The sequence below is a fragment of the Mesorhizobium sp. M0802 genome, assembly GCF_040320115.1.
Taxonomy (GTDB): domain Bacteria; phylum Pseudomonadota; class Alphaproteobacteria; order Rhizobiales; family Rhizobiaceae; genus Mesorhizobium.
The window spans coordinates 82191-94840 of sequence record NZ_JAMYOY010000015.1; the positions used below are offsets into that span (position 1 = coordinate 82191).

Genomic DNA, 12650 nt, shown 5'->3' on the forward strand with positions numbered 1-12650 from the left:
CCGCGGTTGCTTCAGGCCGATTTCGGCTTGGCGAACAGGTCGATGCCTGTGCCGGTTTCGAGGAAGGATTTCATGCTGGACAGCACGGCCGGCCAACCTTGGCTGATGCCCTTGGCCATGCCGCTGCCGGCTTCGAGCTCGTCATGGCTGACGGTCAGCTTGACCATGGTGTCGTATTCCTCGATGGCGAACGTCACCTGGCTGTGCTTGGTCGGATCGTCGGCCTGCGAGGCGTTGGCCCAGCTCATGACCAGCCGGGTTGGCGGCGAGATTTCGACGACCTTGCCAACGAGTTCGACGGTCCGTTCGTCATTGGCGCGGATGTGTTCCCATTTCGAGCCGGGCTTCCAGTCGGAGACGTTTTCGTGGCCCCAGTAGCGCTTGGCGATATCGGGCCTGGTGATGGCTTCGAACACCTTTTGTGGCGTCGATCTGATGTAGGTCACGTAGACAAAACTGGTGGTTTCCCGGGTCATTGGTCGTCTCCTTCGAGTTCTTGTTTCAGGTCGTGCAGCAGGCTCAGCCGCTGCCGTTCGAATTTTCGCACCCACCGCTCGTAGACTTCGTGCAGCGGCACGGGGTTGATGAAATGCAGCTTCTCTCGGCCACGCTTGACCGTGCTGATCAGATTGGCCGCCTCCAGAAGATCGATGTGCTGGGTCGCGGATTGCCTTGCCATGTCGAGGTTTTGGCAAAGCTCGCCGAGCGTCTGGCCGTTCTTCTCACACAGAAGATCGAGCAGCCTTCTGCGGGTCGGGTCGCCCAGCGCTTTGAAAACCTTGTCGGCGTCCATCGGTCTCACTCATCTTGAAGACACAATATGCAGGTAAATACCTGCATGTCAAGCTGTGGCTAAGCTTGGCCTGAAGGGGAGGGATTTATAGTGTCGGATTGCTGGCGCGCGGAGCGAAGCACCGAGCCCGGAATCGGGGCAAGAACCGGTGCGGGCGCGCAGGACTATGCAGCGGTGGCTGTGAGCTAGGCTCTAACGACGAACTTGTCGGGATCGGCGCAGAAATGGGCGATGATCTGGCAGAGGTCCGGCTCGTTGACCATGCGTACGGCCTCGGCCCCATTGACCCATTTGCGGGTGCGCGCGCGCTTTTCCTTCCAGCGGTCGGCAACGTGCTCGACCTGCAGCGGAAACACCAGCACTTCGCAAGGGACTTCCTCGCCGGACGCGAGGGCCTTGGCGTAGAAGTAACGACCGGCCTCGAAAAGCGAAATCTTGCCACGCAATCCGGCTTCCTCGCCCGCCTCGCGCGCCGCTGCCTCGCAGAGCGGCTCCCTGGCCTCGGGCCAGCCCTTCGGCAGCACCCAACGCCCGGTGTCTCGGCTGGTGATCAGCATGATCTCGACGCCGTCTTCGTTATTGCGCCATGGCAAAGCGGCAACCTGCAGGCGACAAGGCGAAGTGCCGAAGAGCTTGCGGACCCTTTCAGCCAGATGGTCGTGTGTCGCCGGTGTCGTCAGCATCAGTGAAAGCTACCCCAGCCCTCAGAATCGTTAGCCGCCGTATGAATCTTACCGACAAGTGTAAGTCTTAAAAGTAAAAAACATCACACCGACCCGTCAAACTCCGCCAACAGCTGTCGATTCGACAGAATATTGTCCCTTCCAGTGCCTGTTTTCATAGCAAACGGGGCGGGTTTGGCCGTCTGGGCAGAAATGGGGGCTGGCGCGAATCAGCCTGCGTGATCGTCGGCGATCGGCTTCTGGTAGGTAAAACCCATGTCCCAGGGAAAGTAGATCCAGGTGTCCTGACTGACTTCGGTGATAAAGGTGTCGACCAGCGGCCTGCCTTTCGGCTTGGCGTAGACGGTGGCGAAATGCGCCTTGGGCATCATGGCGCGCACGATGCCTGCCGTCTTGCCGGTGTCGGTGAGGTCGTCGATGATCAGCACGCCCGCGCCATCATCGGCGAGCAGCGCCGGGGTGATCTCCTTCAGCACCTGCAACTGCCCTTGGCTGGTGTAGTCGTGATAAGAGGCGACGCAGACCGTCTCGATGACGCGTATTCCGAGTTCGCGCGAGATGATGGCGGCGGGAACCAGGCCGCCACGGGTGATGCAGACGATGGCCTTCCACTGTCCCTTGTTGGCGCCGGCAAGCCGCCAGGCGAGCGCCCGGGCATCGCGGTGGAACTGGTCCCAGGAGACCGGAAAGGCTTTTTCGGGAAGGGACATTCTGCACTCCGCGCGCACCATTGTGGAATGCGCGCGGAATTAACTGGAAAGTCAGGGCATTGGCAAGGGCGGGGCCAGTCTGTGGAGTTACCGCGACAAAAAGGCCGCAACCGGCACGCTGCGCAACACGGTGCGCGTGACGCCGCCGAACAAAAGCTGACGCAGCCAGGAATGGCTGTAGGCGCCGAGCACCAGAAGGTCGGCTCCGGTCTCGGCGATCCGGGTCTGGATGACGTCATCGACCGAAGCATTACCCGATTTCTGCACCGACACGCTGACCGTTGCGCCATGCCTGGAGAGTGCCGCGGCGATCTCGGCGCCGGCGGCTTCCGGGTTGTCATCCAGCGTATCCGGCGGATCGATGACCAGAATGTCGGTCTTTTCGGCCTCGATGATGAAGGGCAGCGCGTCGAAGGCGGCACGCGCCGCCTCCTTGCTGCCGTTCCAGGCCAGCAGCACATGTTTGAATGTGGTGACCAACGGCCCCTCATGCGGCACCACCAGCACTGGCCGGCCGGCATCGTAAACCAGCGTGTCGACATCGGCGCTCGTGTCGCCCCCGGTCTCGCGCTGCGCGGCAATAATCAGATCGGCGGCGCGCACGCTGGAAATACCCGTCAGCGCGCTGTCGCCGGAAAAGCTCTCGAGGCTGCGCCATTCGAAGGAAAGGCCGGAATTCTCGATCCGCCGAACGAAAAGCGTCTGCAATTTCTCGGCGCGCTCGCGGTTCATGTCGGCGGAGACCTGCAGGAACTCAGTGTCGGGGAAGCCGGTTGCCGAGGTGTAGGGAACGGGCAGCGCTTCGGCATGGATGCCGATCAGATGGCTCTCGAACCGATCGGCAAGCGGGATGGCGCAGTCGAGCACGCGTTCGGCGTCCTGTTCGTTCTGCAATATGGCGACGATGGTCTTGAAGCGCATGCGAAATCCCTCAAATCTGCCGCGCGTGCTCCGCGCGAGGGAAAACGTGGGAGTGCGGTGCTTGGTTCCGGCCCGGCGATGGGCCGCGAACCCAGGGTCAATTGGCGGCGGTGAAGCCGGCCACCATCGCCTCGACGTCCCTGCGTGCCGAATCCAGCGCCTTCTGGCTGCGGGCGCGGACGACCAGCTCCGTCCAGAACTTGCCGTCGCCATATTTCGGATACGAGCCGATGATGGCGTCGGGATGCGCCTTCTGGATATCGCCCAAGGGACCACCGATCAGGCCTTCGCCGAACGGGCAATGGACGGTGGCCGACAGCATCTTGGTGCCGGCCTTCAGCGTCGGCACGACATTGTCGAGCATGGCCTGGAAAATCGCCGGCACGCCGGCCATGACATGGACGTTGCCGATGCGAAAGCCGGGCGCGACGGAGACCGGATTGTCGATATGGTCGGCGCCGCGCGGCATGCGCGCCATGCGCTTGCGGGCCTCGGTGTATTCGATGCCGCGCGCGGCATAGCTCTCGCCCAGCATGGCATAGGCCTTGGCGTCGTATTCGCACGGCACCCCAAAAGCCTTGGAAATCGAATCGGCGGTGATGTCGTCATGCGTTGGGCCAATGCCGCCGGTGGTGAAGACATAGGTGTAGCGGGCGCGCACGGCATTCACCGCAGCGACAATCTCGTCCTCCTCGTCGGGAACGATCCGCACTTCCTTCAGGTCGATGCCGATGGCCGTCATGATGTCGGCGAGGTGGCCGATATTTTTATCCTTGGTGCGGCCGGACAGAATCTCGTCGCCGATGACAAGCATGGCGGCAGTGACGATTTCAGGCATGGAAGGCTCCGGCAAACAGGCCCGTTGGCAGACAAGGTCGCCTGAGGCAGAAAGAAGGTCGCCTGAGATAGCGCGACATCGAACTGGCGGCAATGCCGACACAAGCCGCCATCTGCCTTGCCGAGCGTTCGTCAGTGGGTGATGGTGCGCGCCGGTCCGCTCCCGGGTGAAACATGCTGGTATCGATTCTGCTATGGCTTGTTGCCGGCCTGTCCGTGCTGGCTCTCGTCATCGTAGCCTGCCTGGTCGCGGCAACGCTCTGGATTGCCGCCAAGGCCGAAAGGCTGGTGCCGGCCAGCGGAAACTTCGTCGAGATCGACGGCAGCCGCATCCATTATGTCGAAACGGGCGAGGGACGGCCGATCCTGTTCGTGCACGGACTTGGCGCCCAGCTTCATCAGTTCCAGCACACGCTGTTCAACCGCTTCGGCCCCGGTTGCCGGCTGATCGCGCTCGACCGGCCGGGATCGGGCTATTCGGTGCGGGCCAAAGGAGCCACCGGCCGCTTGCCTGAGCAGGCCGAGATCATAAGGCGCTTCATCGAAACGCTCGCGCTGGAAAGGCCGCTTGTGGTCGGGCATTCCCTGGGCGGCGCCGTCGCGCTGACCCTGGCCGTGGAACATCCCGGCGCGATTTCCGGCATCGCTTTGCTGGCGCCGCTGACGCATCTGGAAGCCGGCGTCCGCGAGAAAGCGGGCCTGCTCTATATCCGTTCGCGGCTTTGGCGCTGGATCATGGCCTACACCGTCGCGATACCGACAAGCCTCAGATATGCGCGGCAGACACTGGAGTTCATCTTCTCGCCGCAGGCCGTTCCCGCCGACTATATGGTCAATTGCGGCGGATGGCTCGGGCTGCGGCCTGTCCATTTCCATGCGACCTCCACCGATTTCGTGGCGGTCGAAGAGGATCTTGGCCGCATCGAAGAGCGCTATGGAGAGATCGCCATGCCGGCCGGGATTTTCTTCGGGACAGCCGATCGCGTCATCGCCATGCGCATACATGGGGAGCCGATGAAGGACAGGATCGAAGGCCTTGATTTCGAGGCGGTCGAAGGCCTCGGCCACATGCCGCAATTCGTCGAGCCGGACCGCGTCATCGCCTTCATCAAGCGCATTGCCGAGCGGGCATTCGCCGGCCAAGACCTCACCACAGCCTCACAACAATTTCACTGAACCATTCGGCTGATATCCGGTTTACCCCGTGTCGCACCCAAGGCGGCGGATACGGAGTAATTCAATGTACAGGAAAGTCTTTGCAGCATCCGTGCTGACGATCGGTCTTGCCACATCGGCGATGGCCCAGTCATCGGACGGCACGTATTCCAACCATCACAGTTGGTGGCCGTTCGGGAACGAGCAGTCATCGACCGTCGACCAGAGCACCACCGGCAGCATCAATGCCGACGGCAGCCAAGGCTATGGCGGCGCTACGGGGCCGTGCGCCTCCGACCCGTCAGGACCCTATGGAAATGTGAGGCCCAACGTGAACGATCAATATTGCGGCAAGTGATCAAGCCGCGGGCGACTGACCGGCAGGATGTCCCGCCTGTTTGTTTTGACGCAATTCCCTAGGAATTGCTTAGGCGAGCATCCACGGCCGGCAGCGAAAGCTGAGGGGCAAAGATCAGTCGGAAACTTCAGTCTGCGGCCGGTCGCGGCCGTCGGCCAGTTCGTCGTGCCACTTGCCTTCGGCATCCTCATACTGGATGCCGTCCGTGGCGCCGGCGATCTGCTGTTCGGCCGAGGCGATCTCGGCGGCGCGCAGCGCATCCTGGTGGGTCGGGAATGTCTCCGAGAATGTCGAACCGACCTTGTAGGCCCAGCCCCCGTCATGCTCGACGATCTTGTAAGTCAGCTTCGCCATGAAATCCTCCGGTTCGTCCGTCCGCTCAATGCGGCCCGTTTTTCAATGCCATTTGGGCTTCAATGCAACTTGGCGTCTGGCAGCCGGTCTTCGGGAACCAGCACTTCCGATTCCTTGGCCGCTTCGATCAAAGCCCTGCGTGCATCGGCCGTCGAACGATAACCTTCCAGCACTTTGAGGCAAGTGTCGAGAGCATCACGATGGCGCGGGCCGCGGTTGAGCGGCCACACCGTCATCAGACACTCCGCCGCTTCCTGGGTGCTGCGGATCTGGCGATATTTGCCGACATGGCCGAGTTCGACCACGACCGGGGTTTCAAAAGGTTTGTTATCCATGATGGCCGCAACGCAAAGCAGCCAATATGGTTGCAAAAATGGCCGTCAGCCTGCGCCCAAACGTCTCACCAACAGCAATCGTTGGTCTCAGTAACCGCAGTCGTTGCGCAGCCAGCGGGCGTTGGCCCAGCCGGTCCGTCCGCCGATTTCGACCTGGTACCAGTTGCCGCGGCGGTCGAAAATCTCGGTGTGGTCGCCATTGAACAATTGCCCGATCATGCGCGACGACAAGTTCGGCCGTGCGCGCACAGCGAGAAACCCGCTGCCGGTATCGAGATCGTAGTGCCTGGACAGGCCGTGCACCGTTCCTTCGTAATATTGCGCGCCGACCGGAGACGACGCGGCGAACGACAGCGCGACCACCGTCGGCGCAGCCTGTTCAGCCCCTCATCCAATGCTGCATCGTCGTCACCGAGCGGGCAAGCTGTGGCGCGGGATGGATTTTTTCGCTGAAGGTGGCGGCGGCGCGCCAGCCCCAGCGCGGATCGGCAAGGAAGGCGCGGGCCAGCGCGACCATGTCGGCGCGGCCGTCGGCGACGATCGCCTCTGCTTGCGAGGGATCGTCGATCAGGCCGACAGCCCGTGTCGGGATGCCGGCGCCCTTGCGCACCGCTTCGGCCAGATGCACCTGATAGCCGGCGCCGGTCGGCAGCTTCTGCAACGGCGAATTGCCGCCGCTCGAACAGCAGATATAGGCAACATTAAGCGCCTTCAAGGCTTTGGCCACCTCGATCGCCTCGTCGACCTCGAAGCCGCCATCGACCCAGTCCTTCACCGACAGGCGGGCGCCAAGCATCAGGTTTGGAACTGCCTTCCTCACCAATTTGGCGATCTCGATGAGGAAACGCATGCGGTTTTCCAGCGAGCCGCCCCAGCGGTCGGTGCGCTGGTTGGAAAGCGGCGACAGGAACTGAAAGATCAGATAGCCGTGCGCGGCGTGCAACTCGAGGAAGTCGAAGCCGGCGCGCTCGGCCCGCCTCGCGGCTTGAGTGAAGCGCTCGATAAGCTGCAGGATTTCATCCTCCTCCAGCGCATGCGGCACATTCCAGCCGGTGTCATAGGCGATGGCCGAGGCCGAGACGGTCTGCCAGGGATCCTCGCCCGGCTGCAATGGGCCGCCGCCTTCCCAGGGCTTTCGGTTGGAGGCCTTGCGGCCGGCATGGGCAAGCTGAATGCCGAATTTCGTTTCCGGCGCGGCGACGCGCCTCGCTGCATCCAGCGTGCGCCGGGCGGCCGCCTCGTTGTCGTCGGAATAGAGGCCGAGGCAGCCATGGGTGATGCGGCCGCGCCGTTCGACGTCGGTCATCTCGACGGTGACCATGCCGGCGCCCGACATCGCCAAGTTCATCCAGTGATAGAGATGCCAGTCGCTGGCCGAGCCATCTTCGGCGGAATACTGGCACATCGGCGCCACCGCGATACGGTTCGGAAAGGTCAGGCCGTCGAGGGCGATCGGCTGGAAAAGCGCTGCGGTCATCAAAAAACTCCGGAGAGGGACTGCAGCTATTTAGGCGATGGCAGTTGCCGGCACCAGACACGAGGCGGTGAAAGCTTCGCCGTTTCGGTTGCGCGCAAAACCGTTCGCGGTTACGCCATGGCGCCGACAGCTTGGAGCTCATCATGGAAGATCGTATCCGCATCCGCTCGGAGGAAGTCCTGTCCGACGACTGGGCGGTCCTGAAGAAGACCGTCCTCGATTATCGCCGGCGCGACGGGCAGTGGGAGACGCAGATTCGCCAGACCTACGATCGTGGCGACGGCGCGGTGATCCTGCCTTTCGATCCCGAGCGCCAGACGGTGCTTCTGGTGCGGCAGTTCCGCTACCCCGCCTACGCCACCGGCCACCGCGAACCGCTGATCGAGGCCTGCGCCGGCCTGCTCGACGAAAACGATCCCGAAACCGCCATCCTCAAGGAGGCCGAGGAAGAGCTCGGCTATCGCCTACAGAACATCGAGCGGCTGTTTTCCCCCTATATGAGCCCGGGCAGCGTCACCGAACGGCTGTGGTTCTTCGTGGCGCGCTATTCACCCGCCGACCGCATCTCGGCCGGCGGCGGCGCGGCCGACGAGGGCGAGGACATCGAGGTTCTGGAAATGCCGCTTGATGAAGCGCTGGCCGGCATTTCAGACGGCCGCATCATCGACGCCAAGACGATCATCCTGATCCAGCATTTGAAACTGTACCCGATGAAGGGCTAGCTCGGCGAAGCTCGACGTGCCTCACTGCTGCGGGCAGGGTGGCACGTCCACTTCGCGGATGAAGTTGCGCAGGTTGCAAGGACACCGGAATGGCGCGTGGCGCAAAGGCATGGCTGAAGCGAAACAGCGCGCGGGCATCTCTCCTGTTGCTGAACGCCGCGCTGCTTGTCCGCTACCGCCGGTTGACCCAGCGTTTCCTTGAGCGGATGCGGCATCTGCCGAATTTTGCAGCCCCGGTGACGTTCACGGAAAAGATCCACTGGCGCAAGATTTTCGATGACGATCCTCGCTTTACCGGCCTTCTCGACAAGCTCAAGTCCAAGGAAATCGTCAGGGAGCGGCTTCCCGGGCTCGCCATCCCGGAGGTGCTGTGGCAGGGCGACGATCCGCGCCAGATCCCTTTCGATGACCTGAAAATCCCCTACGCCGTCAAATGCAACCACGGTTGCGCCATGAATGTCATCGTTCGTGATCCGGCCAACGCCGACCGGGAGGCGATCATTGCCGAGATGACGGAATACCTTGGCCAAACCTATGGCGCCCGCAAGCTGGAGCGCAGCTATGCGCACATAGAGCGGCGGGTTTTCGTCGAAGCGCTTGTCGGCAAGGACCAGGATTATGACCCGGTCGACTACAAATTCTGTGTGCTGGCTGGCCACGTCGCCTACATTGTCGTCGTCGCCTTCCGTTCCACGGTCAAGAATACCGCCCACCTGGATCGCGATTGGCGCCCGCTGAACATCGTCCAGGGCGCGATCGACTCGAGCCTGGAAATTCCCCCTCCCAAGAGCCTGGCGCGGATGATCGAGGCAGCCGAGGCGCTCGGCAGCGAGTTCGACATGGTGCGTGTCGATTTCTACGAGGAGGAGGGGGAGCCGATCTTCGGAGAATTCACGGTCTACCCACGCAGCGGCTTGCTGCAATTCGACCCGGCTGCCTTCGACCGCGAACTGGGCGCGCATTGGGATATTGGCGCGTCAGGTTACCTCAGTCGTTTGCCCAGCCGATTTGCCCAACGATACAAGGCGATGCTCGTCGCCGCCGGCTATCTCGACGTTTGAGATGGCTGCCTTGGGTGGCGTGCCACCCGAAGCTCGAAGAGCGAAGGGTGGTGCGGAGAACCCATACGATTAGAGATCGAGGGAAACTGATAGCTCAGCAGGTCAATAGCCGTGATTTCGAAGTGCTGCCTCAACTGAGCCGTAGCGGTCAATTTGCCCTGCTGGGATCAATCTTCGTGAGCCGCTGCCTGGTCTCGACCACGCGCCTTTGCGCAGATCGGATTCGGCAACACAAGGCGAGATTCATAGCGACGCCGCAGTCTTCATCGAGCAAGTTTTCAGCGCGCTTCCTGCTGCGACTCGGCCGATTACCGCTAAGGTTACCGGCAAGCTCTCCCACGTCCGGACTGGGTCGAGATCATTTGAAGAACTCTTTCAGCTTGTTGAGTCGACTGTCGCCAGAGGCCTTCCGGCCTTCAGGACACGCCGCCTCGCCGATCGTATCCTGCTGGATAAAGCGAGGTTCTCAGCCACCATTTTCTCGCTGAGTACCAGCGCGAACTCGGTCTGTTTGATGCGCTGCTGAGCATCAGCGAGTTGCATCGTGAAAAGATCGGTTGCCATTGTTGATCCGGGATCCGCGAGATTCATGATTGCGTAACACATGGCGGCCGAAATCGTTCCTAGTTGTCGGGCGAAGCCGGTGCCGCAAAGGGCGGCTGAGTTTGAACTTCCCACCCGACCAGACGTCCGCGAGCGCCAAGGCATCGAGAGCCCAGTGATCGGAGAGCCACGACGAGCGGGTGCAACCCGACCACTTAAGTGATCAGCCTCGCTACAGCCTTGACAGGTACAGTCGCGGCCTCATCAAGGGGAGGTATCAATGGTCTCGGCGATTGGAAACCAACATCGGCAGGCAGCTGAAACTCGACCGAAACCCGCAAAGACAGAACCGGGCGAAGGATTTGCGCCAGGCAAAAGCGCAGACAGCGTAGGACATCGCGCCAAGGCAATGGCGGCAGAAAGTGGCGACACGGATTCTGGCGCCCAGGGGCGCGCCGCATCGACAATCGCCAGGATGGATATCACCGTTTTGGCTCCACAGAGCGAAGAGCCGCCTTTGGAGTAGCCCGGGCGGCCGTGCCGCTGCCTCAGTCCTTGTGCAGCACAACGCGCGCTGGCTACGCTCGGTGGACATTGTCGCCTCGAAACTTCGGACGTTGCACTGCCGCGAGCCGCCTTCGCTGCTGGTCGAGGGGCTGTAACCCTTGGTGGGGCCGGCATCGCCTCGCCGGTCGTTGCGAGCCCACGATCGCGCGGCCAAGCGACCTTCCCTGTGTCGGTCTCTATTTGATACTAGGGGACGGCGGTTTCATCACGGGCAATTGCAGCTGGTCAATGGTTGCGACGATGCCGGCGGCAATGGCTTCCGCCTCATGCATCAGTTCCGGACCATAGAGCCCATTGACCATCTCTTCGCTCGGCAGCACGCCAGGAGGACAGTGCTCTTCCATTGTGCGCCGGATGAGCGTCAGCGCTGCCCGGCATTGGTCGGCTTCGATCTTCATAGCCCTTCAAACATCCAATTCGTCTAAAATGTTCCGGAACTAATTTAGCGATAGCTAATTGAAGTCGCAGTCTGCGAGTCAGTGCATGCGTCTGAAATTCATCAAGCCCATGGAACCCGAACTGGTCGACACGCCGCCGATGGGCGATGATTGGATTCATGAGATCAAATTCGATGGCTACCGCACCCAGGTCATCAAGGATGATGACGGGATTCGGCTGATCACCAAGAACGGTTATGATTGGACGGGCCGCTACATCCAACTTGCCGGTGAGGCGGAAGCGATCGAGGCGAAAGACTTCATCATCGACGGCGAGACCATTACGATCAATGAGGCTGGCCTATCCGACTTCCATGCGCATCAATCAGCCGCGACCAGCCGCAAGCCGTCGCGCGATCTGTATCTGCCAGCATTCGACCTCTTGCATCTGAACGGGCATGACTTGCGGGACACGCCGGTGGAAGACCGTCGCGAGATCCTCCGGGCGTTGATCCCGGACGGCGGCCGAATCCAGTTCAGCGAAGCGATGCCGGGCACTGGCGACGCCGTCTTTCATCTGGTCGACCAGGCTGGGCTTGAAGGTATCGTTTCAAAGCGGAAGGGCAGCAAGTATCGGTCGGGTCCGACGACGAACTGGCGCAAGATCAAGTGCTATGCCGAAAAGGAGATGGACATCGTCGGCGTGCAGCGCGAGGCCGGCAAGCCTGCCATGGTGCTGATGGCCGACAAAGGCCACTATGCCGGCGGCGCCTTCGTCACCTTCAAGGCGGACAAGCGCCAGCGCCTATGGGACCGCGTGCAAGGCAAGATTGGCGGGCCGGCGCCGAAAGGGCTCAAGAGTGACAAGGCCGAATGGCTAAAGCCGGGCCTGGTCGGCCGCGTGCGGTTCCTAAAGGGCGAGGAGAAGCTTCGCCATGCCAAGCTGCTGGATTTCCGGGAGGAGACTTAGCCCGGAGGCTTGTCCCGGGGCTGTGCCGGTCCTGTCCCGTTCCACTGGATGAACTTCGCCCTCTGGCCGGTGATGGTCTCGATCGACTTCAACAGGGGTCCATGGACCTTACGTAGAGCTTGGTAGTGCTCGCCGTGGTACGCCAGGAGCGGCCCGACGATGCTCTTGTGCAGCGCTTCGGCTGCCGCCAGGAAGCGCTCGATTTCAGCCCGGGAAAGTTGTTCCGAAGGTTTGGTTCTGGCCATTGGCGCTCTCCATTGAGGGGTCGCCGCAACGAGGACTATAATCCTACATGCCGGACTGCCTGACAAGAGGGCTCGCCGGCCTTACCCCGCAGGTAGCAGTAGGGCGACGGCGCCAAGCGCAGCATCAGGAGCAACCACCAGCAAAGATGAGCAACGGCAGGCCCGGCGACCTCCTTTGGCACACGGACAAACAAGAAGGTCGCCGAGCCTTACCGGCGCTGCTTTGTGAGGGAGACGACGCCGGATGAGATGAGAGTATGCGATCGTGCTAATCTCTGCGAACCATGCGAACGAAGGAAAGCCTTGTGGCACGGACGTTGAGATCAAGGTCGGCGGGGCGCTGATGCAGGATTCTTCCAAAGCGGTAGTGAGTCCAGAGCGGAACATTAGCGTCGGCCAACGGTTAATTCGGCAGTGTTCCGAACCGTGATTGGTAGAGCGATGGTGACGTTTCATCTTGTCTATTTTTCCGGCCTCACGGCAGACCAGCTGCTAGGCAGCGCCGTTCCTATCCTGGCGTGTTTGCTGCTTTATAACGCTCT

The 12650-nt window shown here is 61.6% G+C and carries 18 protein-coding genes; 5 read left to right on the forward strand and 13 right to left on the reverse strand.

Annotated features, from left to right (window positions below; genetic code table 11):
- Window positions 1-11: 11 nt before the first annotated feature.
- The 6 genes from NKI10_RS20710 to NKI10_RS20735 all read right to left on the reverse strand — a co-directional run bounded on the left by NKI10_RS20710 (window position 12) and on the right by NKI10_RS20735 (window position 3945).
- Window positions 12-476, reverse strand: coding sequence for an SRPBCC family protein (locus NKI10_RS20710; RefSeq protein WP_023688339.1), 465 nt, complete (start codon window positions 474-476; stop codon window positions 12-14).
- On the reverse strand, window positions 473-793 hold the full coding sequence (locus tag NKI10_RS20715; protein ID WP_023688340.1) for an ArsR/SmtB family transcription factor: 321 nt from the start codon (window positions 791-793) through the stop codon (window positions 473-475). The genes NKI10_RS20710 and NKI10_RS20715 overlap by 4 nt, the downstream gene beginning before the upstream one ends.
- 185 nt (window positions 794-978) lie before the next feature.
- Window positions 979-1476, reverse strand: coding sequence for an NUDIX hydrolase (locus tag NKI10_RS20720; RefSeq protein ID WP_023667541.1), 498 nt, complete (start codon window positions 1474-1476; stop codon window positions 979-981).
- A 209-nt stretch (window positions 1477-1685) separates the two neighbouring features.
- On the reverse strand, window positions 1686-2186 hold the full coding sequence (gene gpt, locus NKI10_RS20725; RefSeq protein WP_023667540.1) for a xanthine phosphoribosyltransferase: 501 nt from the start codon (window positions 2184-2186) through the stop codon (window positions 1686-1688).
- 87 nt (window positions 2187-2273) lie between these two features.
- Window positions 2274-3107, reverse strand: coding sequence for a universal stress protein (locus NKI10_RS20730; RefSeq protein WP_352518643.1), 834 nt, complete (start codon window positions 3105-3107; stop codon window positions 2274-2276).
- Window positions 3108-3204: 97 nt separating this feature from the next.
- Window positions 3205-3945 carry a competence/damage-inducible protein A gene (locus NKI10_RS20735; RefSeq protein WP_352861731.1) on the reverse strand — a complete coding sequence of 247 codons (741 nt, stop codon included), beginning with the start codon at window positions 3943-3945 and terminating at the stop codon, window positions 3205-3207.
- Window positions 3946-4118: 173 nt separating this feature from the next.
- Here NKI10_RS20735 and NKI10_RS20740 point away from each other — a divergent pair, with 173 nt between their 5' ends.
- Complete coding sequence (locus NKI10_RS20740; protein WP_352861733.1) at window positions 4119-5120, forward strand: alpha/beta fold hydrolase; 1002 nt, start codon at window positions 4119-4121, stop codon at window positions 5118-5120.
- A gap of 64 nt (window positions 5121-5184) precedes the next feature.
- Window positions 5185-5457, forward strand: a complete 273-nt coding sequence (locus tag NKI10_RS20745; protein WP_023667536.1) for a hypothetical protein — start codon at window positions 5185-5187, stop codon at window positions 5455-5457.
- Window positions 5458-5571: 114 nt separating this feature from the next.
- Here the strand turns inward: NKI10_RS20745 and NKI10_RS20750 are convergent, their stop codons facing one another.
- The 4 genes from NKI10_RS20750 to NKI10_RS20765 all read right to left on the reverse strand — a co-directional run bounded on the left by NKI10_RS20750 (window position 5572) and on the right by NKI10_RS20765 (window position 7623).
- Window positions 5572-5811 (reverse strand): DUF2188 domain-containing protein, encoded by a 240-nt coding sequence (locus NKI10_RS20750; protein ID WP_023667535.1) that lies wholly within the window; start codon window positions 5809-5811, stop codon window positions 5572-5574.
- A gap of 59 nt (window positions 5812-5870) precedes the next feature.
- Window positions 5871-6149 carry a DUF982 domain-containing protein gene (locus NKI10_RS20755; RefSeq protein ID WP_032891817.1) on the reverse strand — a complete coding sequence of 93 codons (279 nt, stop codon included), beginning with the start codon at window positions 6147-6149 and terminating at the stop codon, window positions 5871-5873.
- Between the two features lie 84 nt (window positions 6150-6233).
- The gene (locus NKI10_RS20760; RefSeq protein WP_352861735.1) at window positions 6234-6509 is read right to left on the reverse strand and encodes an SH3 domain-containing protein; all 276 of its coding nucleotides are present in this window, start codon (window positions 6507-6509) and stop codon (window positions 6234-6236) included.
- 16 nt (window positions 6510-6525) lie between these two features.
- The gene (locus NKI10_RS20765) at window positions 6526-7623 is read right to left on the reverse strand and encodes an NADH:flavin oxidoreductase/NADH oxidase (protein ID WP_352861737.1); all 1098 of its coding nucleotides are present in this window, start codon (window positions 7621-7623) and stop codon (window positions 6526-6528) included.
- Window positions 7624-7766: 143 nt separating this feature from the next.
- Here NKI10_RS20765 and NKI10_RS20770 point away from each other — a divergent pair, with 143 nt between their 5' ends.
- Both NKI10_RS20770 and NKI10_RS20775 read left to right on the forward strand, forming a co-directional pair.
- On the forward strand, window positions 7767-8345 hold the full coding sequence (locus NKI10_RS20770; RefSeq protein ID WP_352861739.1) for an NUDIX domain-containing protein: 579 nt from the start codon (window positions 7767-7769) through the stop codon (window positions 8343-8345).
- A gap of 89 nt (window positions 8346-8434) precedes the next feature.
- Window positions 8435-9406: an ATP-grasp fold amidoligase family protein gene (locus NKI10_RS20775; RefSeq protein WP_352757908.1), complete on the forward strand. Its 972-nt coding sequence runs from the start codon at window positions 8435-8437 to the stop codon at window positions 9404-9406.
- 375 nt (window positions 9407-9781) lie between these two features.
- Here NKI10_RS20775 and NKI10_RS20780 read toward each other — a convergent pair whose 3' ends face one another.
- Window positions 9782-9970, reverse strand: a complete 189-nt coding sequence (locus NKI10_RS20780; RefSeq protein WP_023688348.1) for a hypothetical protein — start codon at window positions 9968-9970, stop codon at window positions 9782-9784.
- Between the two features lie 722 nt (window positions 9971-10692).
- Window positions 10693-10914, reverse strand: a complete 222-nt coding sequence (locus NKI10_RS20785) for a hypothetical protein (RefSeq protein ID WP_023710600.1) — start codon at window positions 10912-10914, stop codon at window positions 10693-10695.
- An 85-nt stretch (window positions 10915-10999) separates the two neighbouring features.
- Between NKI10_RS20785 and NKI10_RS20790 the strand changes: the two genes are divergently transcribed.
- On the forward strand, window positions 11000-11863 hold the full coding sequence (locus NKI10_RS20790; protein ID WP_023748756.1) for an ATP-dependent DNA ligase: 864 nt from the start codon (window positions 11000-11002) through the stop codon (window positions 11861-11863).
- Here NKI10_RS20790 and NKI10_RS20795 read toward each other — a convergent pair.
- Entirely contained in the window at window positions 11860-12108 is a 249-nt protein-coding gene (locus NKI10_RS20795) for a hypothetical protein (protein ID WP_023695401.1), read from the reverse strand. The two genes, NKI10_RS20790 and NKI10_RS20795, sit on opposite strands and share 4 nt — an antisense overlap.
- Window positions 12109-12650 lie beyond the last annotated feature (542 nt).